The 9,760-nt window shown below is 70.7% G+C and carries 6 protein-coding genes; 5 read left to right on the forward strand and 1 reads right to left on the reverse strand.

All coding sequences use genetic code 11. The features are described from left to right. The first annotated feature begins 57 nt into the window (after window positions 1-57). The 3 genes from AB0Q90_RS41210 to AB0Q90_RS41220 all read left to right on the forward strand — a co-directional run bounded on the left by AB0Q90_RS41210 (window position 58) and on the right by AB0Q90_RS41220 (window position 4,545). Window positions 58-2,109, forward strand: a complete 2,052-nt coding sequence (locus AB0Q90_RS41210) for a M4 family metallopeptidase (RefSeq protein WP_363165825.1) — start codon at window positions 58-60, stop codon at window positions 2,107-2,109. A 207-nt stretch (window positions 2,110-2,316) separates the two neighbouring features. Beyond that, the gene (locus tag AB0Q90_RS41215; RefSeq protein ID WP_363165824.1) at window positions 2,317-3,972 is read left to right on the forward strand and encodes a M4 family metallopeptidase; all 1,656 of its coding nucleotides are present in this window, start codon (window positions 2,317-2,319) and stop codon (window positions 3,970-3,972) included. A 69-nt stretch (window positions 3,973-4,041) separates the two neighbouring features. Continuing rightward, a complete protein-coding gene (locus tag AB0Q90_RS41220) occupies window positions 4,042-4,545 on the forward strand; it encodes a DUF1990 domain-containing protein (protein WP_363165823.1) in 504 nt (167 codons plus the stop codon). Window positions 4,546-4,616: 71 nt separating this feature from the next. Here the strand turns inward: AB0Q90_RS41220 and AB0Q90_RS41225 are convergent, their stop codons facing one another. Next, entirely contained in the window at window positions 4,617-7,235 is a 2,619-nt protein-coding gene (locus tag AB0Q90_RS41225; protein ID WP_363165846.1) for a glycosyltransferase family 1 protein, read from the reverse strand. A 341-nt stretch (window positions 7,236-7,576) separates the two neighbouring features. Between AB0Q90_RS41225 and AB0Q90_RS41230 the strand changes: the two genes are divergently transcribed. Together AB0Q90_RS41230 and AB0Q90_RS41235 are read left to right on the forward strand one after the other, a co-directional pair. Then, window positions 7,577-8,779, forward strand: a complete 1,203-nt coding sequence (locus AB0Q90_RS41230) for a S8 family peptidase (RefSeq protein ID WP_363165822.1) — start codon at window positions 7,577-7,579, stop codon at window positions 8,777-8,779. Between the two features lie 226 nt (window positions 8,780-9,005). Next, window positions 9,006-9,760: maltotransferase domain-containing protein (locus AB0Q90_RS41235; protein ID WP_363165821.1), on the forward strand; the 755-nt coding region annotated here is incomplete at its 3' end.

The raw sequence follows: 9,760 nt of genomic DNA on the forward strand, positions 1-9,760 counted from the left end.
ACCCGCCGGACGGTCTCCCCCGGCCGCGCGATCCGCGGCCCGCAGAAGGAGTCAGTGTTGAGAGACAGTTCCTCCCACAGACGCACCTCCCACACCATGCACCGCCGCGCCGCCGCCCTCGCCCTGGTCGGCGTGTCCGCCCTGATCGCCACGGCCGTCCAGTCGGGCGCCGCCACCGCAGCCCCGGAGAAGGCACCGTCGGCCGCGGGCAAGGTCATACCGGGCGCCGAGTCGGTCAAGCTCACCCCGGCCCAGCGCGCCGAACTCATCCGCACGGCCAACGCCACCAAGGCGGAGACCGCCCAGGAGCTGGGCCTCGGCGCCAAGGAGAAGCTGGTCGTCCGTGATGTCGTCAAGGACGGCAACGGCACGGTCCACACCCGCTACGAGCGCACCTACGACGGCCTGCCCGTCCTCGGCGGCGACCTGATCGTCGACAGCACGAAGAGCGACGCGGCCGCGGCCGTCCGCAAGGCGACCCGTGCCGCGATCAAGCCGGCCACCACCACGGCCGCCGTTCCGGCCGCCAAGGCGAAGACGCAGGCCCTGAAGGCCGCCGAGGCCGAGGACGCCAAGAGCCCCGAGGTCAACCGCGCCCCGCGCAAGGTGATCTGGGCCGCGAACGGCACCCCGACCGTGGCGTACGAGACGGTCGTCGGCGGCTTCCAGCACGACGGCACCCCGCAGGAGCTGCACGTCATCACCGACGCCACCACCGGCGAGAAGCTGTACGAGTGGGAGGCGATCGAGACCGGCACCGGCAACACGGTGTACAGCGGCACGGTCACGCTGACCACCACGCAGTCGGGCTCGACGTACAACCTCACCGACGGCGCGCGCGGCGGTCACAAGACGTACAACCTGAACCGCGGCACGTCCGGCACCGGCACGCTCTTCTCCGGCTCCGACGACGTCTGGGGCAACGGCAGCCCGTCCAACCTGGAGTCGGCCGCCGCCGACGCGCACTACGGCGCCGCGCTGACCTGGGACTACTACAAGAACGTGCACGGGCGCAGCGGTATCCGCGGCGACGGTGTGGGCGCCTACTCCCGGGTCCACTACGGCAACAACTACGTCAACGCCTTCTGGTCCGACAGCTGCTTCTGCATGACCTACGGCGACGGCTCGGGCAACGCCAACCCGCTCACCTCGATCGACGTGGCCGCGCACGAGATGACCCACGGTCTCACCTCCAACACCGCGGGCCTGCAGTACAGCGGCGAGTCCGGCGGCCTGAACGAGGCGACCTCGGACATCTTCGGCTCGACGGTCGAGTTCTACGCCGCCAACTCCTCCGACGTCGGTGACTACCTCATCGGCGAGGAGATCAACATCAACGGCGACGGCACCCCGCTGCGCTACATGGACAAGCCCAGCAGCGACGGCTCGTCCAAGGACAACTGGTACTCGGGGATCGGGTCCATCGACGTGCACTACTCGTCGGGTCCCGCGAACCACTTCTTCTATCTGCTCAGCGAGGGCAGCGGCGCCAAGACGATCAACGGCGTCAGCTACAACTCGCCGACCGCGGACGGCCTTCCGGTCACCGGTATCGGCCGCGACAAGGCGGAGAAGATCTGGTTCCGGGCGCTGACCACGAAGTTCACGTCCACCACCAACTACGCGGGCGCCCGCACCGGCACCCTGGCGGCGACCGGTGAGCTGTACGGCACCACGAGCGCCGAGTACAAGGCCGTGCAGGACGCGTGGGCCGGCGTCGCGGTCGGTTCCCGCTCCGACGGTGGCGGCGGCGGTGGCGGCACCTCCTTCGAGAACACCGCCGACGTCTCGATTCCGGACAACGGCGCTGCCGTGACCTCCGCGATCAGCGTCACCGGCCGCACCGGCAACGCGCCCACCAACCTCCAGGTCGCGGTGGACATCGTGCACACCTACATCGGTGACCTCCAGGTGCAGCTGGTGGCCCCCGACGGCACGGCGTACACGCTGAAGGCGTACGGCACCGGTGGCAGTTCGGACAACCTCAACACCACCTACACGGTGAACGCCTCCGCCGAAGTGGCCAACGGCACCTGGCAGTTGAGGGTCCAGGACAACGCGGCCATCGACACCGGCTACATCAACAGCTGGAAGCTGACCTTCCCGTAGGCCCTACGGCGAAACGGCTCCCGAGTCAGGGCGTCGCCCCGGTGGTTCAACTCCCCGGGGCGGCGCCCGCTTTACATTCCCGAAACGTTTACCGGTCAATCGACTTTCGGCCAACATCACTTCAGGGTCCTGACATGTACAGGCCCTCATGTCACTCTTCCCTCACCCGCCGCACAACTTCCCAACTCCCCCACATAAGGAGCTTGTGTGACCCCCCTCTACGCGCGTCACAAGCGCACCACTCTGGCCATCGCCACCGCCGTCGCGGCCGGAGCCCTGCTCACCACCGGACTGACCACCGGTGCCTCCGCACAGCCCGAGCCGTCCGGCTCCGCCCCGCTCGCCGCCGCGCCGGTCCAGCTGACCACGGCCGCCCGCACCGCCCTGATCAAGGACGCGGCCGCCGCGGCACCCGCGACCGCCGACGAGATAGGCCTGGGCGCCCAGGAGGAACTCGTCGTCAAGGACGTCGTCAAGGACGCCGACGGCTCGACCCACACGCGCTACGAGCGCACCTACGCCGGCCTGCCCGTCCTCGGCGGCGACCTCGTCGTCCACGAGACGGCCTCCGGCGCGACCGAGGGCGTCACCAAGGCCACGAAGGCGGCCGTGAAGGTCGCCGACCTGAGCGCCGACATCACCAAGGCCGCCGCCGAGAAGCAGGCGGTCAGGGCCGCCAAGGCCGAGGGCTCCACCAAGTCCGCGGCCGACAAGGCCCCGCGCAAGGTCGTCTGGGCCGCGAGCGGCACCCCCGCCCTCGCCTACGAGACGGTCGTCGGCGGCTTCCAGCACGACGGCACCCCGCAGGAACTGCACGTCATCACCGACGCGCAGAGCGGCAAGAAGCTGTACGAGTGGGAAGCGGTCCAGACCGGCACCGGCAACAGCCAGTACAGCGGCACGGTGACCATCGGCACCTCCCTGTCGGGCTCGACGTACCAGCTGAACGACGCCTCGCGCGGCGCCCACAAGACGTACAACAAGGCGCGCAGCACGTCCTCCTCGGCCGGCACGCTCTTCACCGACGCGGACGACACCTGGGGCACCGGAGCCGCCTCCAGCTCCTCCACCTCGCAGACCGCCGCCGTCGACGCCCACTACGGCGCCCAGGTCACCTGGGACTTCTACAAGAACGTCCTCGGCCGCAACGGCATCAAGAACAACGGCGTCGCCGCGTACTCCCGGGTCCACTACGGCAACGCCTACGTCAACGCCTTCTGGTCCGACAGCTGCTTCTGCATGACCTACGGCGACGGCGAGGGCAACGTGAAGCCGCTGACGTCCCTGGACGTCGCGGGCCACGAGATGACGCACGGCGTCACCTCGAACACCGCCGGGCTCAACTACTCCGGCGAGTCGGGCGGCCTGAACGAGGCCACCTCCGACATCTTCGGCACGGCCGTGGAGTTCTACGCCGCCAACACCAAGGACGTCGGCGACTACCTCATCGGCGAGAAGATCGACATCAACGGCGACGGCACGCCGCTGCGGTACATGGACCAGCCGAGCAAGGACGGCAGCTCCGCGAACTACTGGTCGTCGTCGCTGGCGAGCCTGGACGTGCACTACTCGTCCGGCCCCGCCAACCACTTCTTCTACCTCCTCTCGGAGGGCAGCGGATCGAAGACGATCAACGGCGTCAGCTACAGCTCGCCGACGTACAACAGCTCCACGCTCACCGGGATCGGCCGGGACAAGGCCGTCCAGATCTGGTACAAGGCGCTGACCGAGTACATGACGTCGACCACCAACTACAAGGGCGCCCGCACCGCGACACTGAGCGCGGCGGCCGACCTGTACGGCTCCGGCAGCACCGAGTACAACGCGGTGGCCGCGGCCTGGACGGCGGTCAACGTCAGCTGACGGTTGAGGCATTGACGGGCGGCACCCGGGGCGAAGGCATCCCCGGGTGCCGCCCTACGCTAGGGACCCATGTCCTTCACGTACGACGACGTCGGCGCGACCCGGGAGACCGGCTTCTGCCCGCCCGGCTTCCACCCCCTGCATGTGCGCACGCGCATCGGAGAGGGCGAGGAGGTCTTCCACAGAGCGGCGGAGGCCGTCCTGACCTGGGAGATGCACCGCGCGATGGGCGTGGGCGTCGACGCGGCCGCGGAACGGGCGGCCCCCGGGGTGGACGTGACGGTCACCCTGGCCGGCGTCATCAAGGCCCCCTGCCGCATCGTCTGGACGGTGGAGGAACGCCGGCGCGCGGGCTGGGCGTACGGCACGCTGACCGGCCACCCGGAGTGCGGCGAGGAGGCCTTCGTCGTCGACCGCACCGGGGACGGCACGGTCTGGCTGACGATCAACGCCTTCAGCCGCGCGGCCAAGTGGTACGCGCGTGCGGGTGGGCCTGCCACAAGGGGGCTGCAGCAGGCGTACGCACGCCGGTGCGGGGTAGTTCTGCGCCGGCTGTGCGACGTACCGGAGTAGCAAGGTGGGCGCCCCGATAGGGGCGCGGGGAACTGCGCGACCAGCCCCCACGCGCCCGCAGGTTGCACCGCTCACCTCATCAGCACCCCTGCCGCCTCCACCACGTCCTCCGACGGCACCGTCACCAGGCCGAGTTCCGCGCTCGACGCGAGCAGGCGGTGGGTGGGGAGGATGCGGACCGTGTAGCCGTAGGGGCCCGTGCGGTCCAGGGAGAGGGGACCCTCGTAGACCCAGCGGCCGTCCGGGCCCGGGCCGCCGGCCGGTTTGAGCGGGACCGTCTCGCCGTCCGTGATGCGGTCCTCCCCGTCCACCCGGCCGGAGACCGCCTGCACCTCCACGTCGTCGGGGCCGAGGTCGCCGAGACCGACCCGCACCCGCAGGCTCAGCGTCGTGCCCAGCTCCGGCGTCGTCGTGGCCGCCGACGTCTCCACATGGTCCACCGTCACCCCGTGCCAGGCCGACCGCACCCGGGCCTTCCACCCCGCCAGCTCACGCGCCGACTCCACGTCCATGGAGCGGTGCGCCTGCGCGGCCGGGGTGTAGAGCCGTTCGACGTACTCGCGGACCATGCGCCCCGCCAGCACCTTCGGGCCGAGCAGGGTCAGCGTCTGGCGGACCATCTCGATCCACCGGTCGGGCAGCCCGGCCTGCCCGCGCTCGTAGAACCGCGGTGTCACCCGCTGCTCCAGCAGGTCGTAGAGGGCCGCCGCCTCGATGTCGTCCCGGTGGTCGGGGTCCGTGCCGCTGCCGTCCGCCGTGGGGATGGCCCAGCCGAAGTCCGGCTGGAACCACTCGTCCCACCAGCCGTCCAGCACCGACAGGTTCAGACAGCCGTTCAGCGCCGCCTTCATGCCGGACGTGCCGCACGCCTCCAGCGGGCGCAGCGGGTTGTTCAGCCAGATGTCGCAGCCGGGGTACAGCTTCTGCGCCATGGCCATGCCGTAGTCGGGCAGGAAGACGATCCGGTGGCGGACCCGCGGGTCGTCCGCGAACCGCACCAGGTCCTGGATGAGGCGCTTGCCGCCGTCGTCGGCCGGGTGGGACTTTCCTGCCACCACGATCTGGATCGGCCGTTCGGGGTGCAGCAGCATGTCCATCAGCCGGTCGGGGTCGCGCAGCATCAGCGTCAGCCGCTTGTAGGAGGGCACCCGGCGCGCGAAGCCGATGGTCAGGACGTCGGGATCGAGCACCCCGTCGATCCAGCCCAGCTCGGCGCTGCCCGCCCCACGCTGCCGCCAAGACGCCCGCAGCCGCTCCCGCACCTCCACCACGAGCTGCTCGCGCAGCACCCGGCGCAGCTCCCAGATGTCCTGGTCGGGGATGTCCGCCACCGCGTCCCAGCGGTCCGAGCCGCCGACGGTGAGGGCGTCCTCGGTGCGCTGGGCGCCGATCTGCCGGGCGCCGAGCCGGAAGACCTCGGGGGCGACCCAGGTCGGGGCGTGCACCCCGTTCGTCACCGAGGTGATCGGCACCTCGTCGGCGTCGAACCCGGGCCACAGGCCGGAGAACATCTCCCGGCTGACGTTCCCGTGCAGCAGCGAGACGCCGTTCGCCCGCTGGCCCAGGCGCAGCCCCATCACGGCCATGTTGAAGAGGTTCGGCTCGCCCCCCGGGTACGTCTCCATGCCCAGTTGCAGGATGCGCTCGACGTCGATACGCGGCAGCTCGGCGTCGGAGCCGAAGTGGCGGGCGACCAGTTCGCGGTCGAAGCGGTCGATGCCGGCGGGGACGGGGGTGTGGGTGGTGAAGACGGTCCCGGCCCGTACGGCCTCCAGGCCGGCGTCGAAGTCCAGCCCCTGGTCGCACAGTTCGGCGATCCGCTCAAGGCCGAGGAAGCCCGCGTGGCCCTCGTTGGTGTGGAACACCTCCGGCTCCGCGTGCCCGGTGAGGCGGCAGTACGTCCGTACCGCCCGTACCCCTCCTATGCCCAGCAGCATCTCCTGGAGCAGCCGGTGCTCGCTGCCGCCGCCGTAGAGCCGGTCGGTCACCCCGCGCTCGCCGAGGTCGTTCTCCTCGACGTCGGAGTCGAGGAGCAGCAGCGGGACCCGGCCGACCTGGGCCAGCCAGATGCGGGCGTGCAGCGAGCGGCCGCCGGGCAGGGCGATGGAGACCCTGGACGGGGTGCCGTCGGCGTCCTTGAGCAGGGCCACCGGCAGTTCGTTGGGGTCGAGCACCGGATAGTGCTCCTGCTGCCAGCCGTCCCGCGACAGGCTCTGCCGGAAGTAGCCGTGCCGGTACAGCAGCCCGACCCCGATCAGCGGCACTCCGAGGTCGCTGGCCGCCTTGAGGTGGTCACCGGCCAGGATGCCGAGGCCGCCGGAGTACTGGGGCAGGGCGGCGGTGATGCCGAACTCGGGCGAGAAGTAGGCGATGGCGGCGGGCAGTTCGGCGGACTGGGACTGGTACCAGCGGTCGCCGGAGACATAGTCCTTCAGATCGTCGGCGGCCGCGGTCAGCCGGCGCAGGAAGCGGCGGTCCTCGGCAAGCTCCGCCAGCCGTCCCGGCGACACACTGCCCAGCAGCCGTACGGGATCACCGTCCGAGGAAGCCCAGCGTTCGGGATCGACGGACTGGAAGAGGTCGCGCGTCTCCGCATGCCAGGACCAGCGCAGATTGCGCGCCAGGTCGCTGAGCGGCCGGAGGGGTTCGGGGAGAACGGGACGGACGGTGAATCGACGGATCGCCTTCACATTCCACCTCGGCAGGGCGTGCGGAAGAGGACGCACGGCAATGTGCGTCCCGTCATCATGTCGACGGTATCGGTGCGAGCGCCTGCTAACCACGGCGCCTTTTCCGGCGCTTCCACCGGAGCTGTGCCCGTTCTCGACCGGGACTCGACGCACACTCCGTCCGAAAACCGCCGCAACCTTCACGGGTCCCCCATCGGCGATATGGCCGATTCCGCCCCTGTAGGCGTCCTTGTGGTGACTTCACCCGTCACGAGAGGCTGCTCATGGCGTACCGGCCCGCGCCCAGTGCACCTGGCGGACAGCGGTTGCCGGACGCCGAGTCGAGGAGGGGAACTCGGACCATGGCACAGACGCGTACCCGGCGTCTGCGCTGGGCGGGGGGCCTGACCGCGGTGACCTGTACCGCGGCACTTTCGGCCATCAGCCTGCCCGCGCACGCCGCACCGGAGGGGCAGATACTCGGCGCCGGCCGGCCCGGCTCCGTCAGCGGAAGTTACCTGGTGACACTCAAGGGGGGAACAGCGGCTCCGTCGGCGGCCGGAAAGAGCCTCGCCGAGAAGTACGGGGCGAAAATCAGCCACACCTACGGCACGGTGCTGAACGGCTACGCGATCAGGGCCGACGAGAGACAGGCGAAGCGGCTCGCGGCGGACTCCCGCGTCGCCTCGGTCGTACAGGACACCCGCGTGTCGCTGGAACACACCCAGAAGAACCCGCCGTCCTGGGGGCTCGACCGCATCGACCAGCGCAATCTGCCGCTGGACAAGAGCTACACCTGGCCGGAGTCCGCGGGCGCCGGGGTGACGGTGTACGTGATCGACACCGGCATCCGCGTCTCGCACAAGGACTTTGCCGGCCGTGCGAGCCACGGCTGGGACTTCGTCGGAAACGACGGGTCGGCGGGCGACGGCAACGGTCACGGCACTCATGTGGCGGGCACGATCGCCGGCTCCAAGTACGGCGTGGCGAAGAAGGCGAAGGTGGTCTCCGTCCGCGTTCTCGACAACGCGGGCGCGGGCACCACGGCCCAGGTCATCGCGGGCATCGACTGGGTGACCCGGCATGCCAGGAAGCCCGCGGTCGCCAACGTCAGCCTCGGCGGCAACTACAACGCCCAGCTCAACGCCGCCGTACGCAACTCGATCGCCTCCGGCGTCACCTACACGGTCGCCGCGGGCAACGACGGCCTCCCGGCCGGTCTGTACTCGCCGGCCAGCGTGAGCCAGGCCGTCACGGTCGGCGCGAGCGACCGTGAGGACGACCGGGCGAGCTTCTCCAACTACGGCTCGTCCCTGGACCTGTTCGCCCCCGGCGTCGCGATCACCTCGACGTCGTACGCGAGCGACACCGCCAGGGCGACCTACTCGGGTACGTCGATGGCGGCGCCGCACGCGGCGGGCGCGGCCGCGCTCTATCTGGCCGGCCACCCGAAGTCCACCCCGGCGCAGGTGTCCAAGGCTCTCGTCGCCAAGGCGGCGAGCGGCAAGATATCCGGGCGTGGACTCGGCTCACCGAACAAACTGCTGCAAGTACCGGGGTCGTAGCGGACGCTCGACAGCACGGCACGGGAACCGGCCTCGTCCGTCACGGGCGGGGCCGGACTTGTGTACTGACATACGCGTGAGTAGTTAACAAAGTGCCGGATTGCCCACCCGAATAGGGTGGGAAGGCTCCTCCGGTACACCTCACAGACATGCCACAGCAGCATCCTGCAGGACCCACCTCCCCACAGCCATCCGCCCACCCACGTTGACGCGGACAGGAGCGGTCATGCCCGCCACGCACCACTCGTCAGCACCCCCGACGCGCAAGTCCGAAGCACCCCCCGTACGCCGCCCGGCCGCCGCCGGACCGCCGGCCCCGGAGCCACCCTCCGCGGGCGACGCTCCCGGTATCGGGCGCATACCCGTCCTCGACGTCCGCCCGCTCGTCCAGCGCGGCCGCAGGCCCGCGAAGGCCGTCGTGGGTGAGACGTTCGAGGTCTCGGCCACCGTGTTCCGCGAGGGCCATGACGCCGTGGCCGCCAATGTGGTGCTGCGGGATCCCGAGGGCCGTGCGGGCCCGTGGACGCCGATGCGCGAGCTGGCCCCGGGCACCGACCGCTGGGGTGCCGAGGTCACCCCCACCGCGCCCGGCGACTGGACGTTCCACGTCGAGGCCTGGGGGGACCCGGTCTCCACCTGGCGGCACACCGCCCGCATCAAGATCCCGGCGGGGATGGACACCGACCTGGTGCTGGAGGAGGGGGCGCGGCTGTACGAGCGTGCGGCGGCCTCGGCCCCCGGCGGCTCGCGGGACGTGGTCCTCGCGGCCGTGGACGCGCTGCGGGACGAGAGCCGCCCGCCCATGGCACGGCTGGCGGCGGCGCTGACTCCCGAGGTGGATGAGGTGCTGTCCCGGTATCCGCTGCGGGAGCTGGTCACCGTCTCCGACCCGTTGCCGCTGCTGGTGGAGCGCGAACGCGCCCTGTACGGCGCCTGGTACGAGTTCTTCCCCCGCTCCGAGGGCACCCCCGAGCAGCCGCA

Source organism: Streptomyces sp. NPDC079141 (assembly GCF_040686775.1).
Classification (GTDB): domain Bacteria; phylum Actinomycetota; class Actinomycetes; order Streptomycetales; family Streptomycetaceae; genus Streptomyces.

Bases quoted from the DNA above. Each gene is read 5' to 3' on its own strand.
- AB0Q90_RS41220 (WP_363165823.1), top strand. From the start codon at position 4,042: ATGTCCTTCACGTACGACGACGTCGGCGCGACCCGGGAGACCGGCTTC.
- AB0Q90_RS41230 (WP_363165822.1), top strand. From the start codon at position 7,577: ATGGCACAGACGCGTACCCGGCGTCTGCGCTGGGCGGGGGGCCTGACC.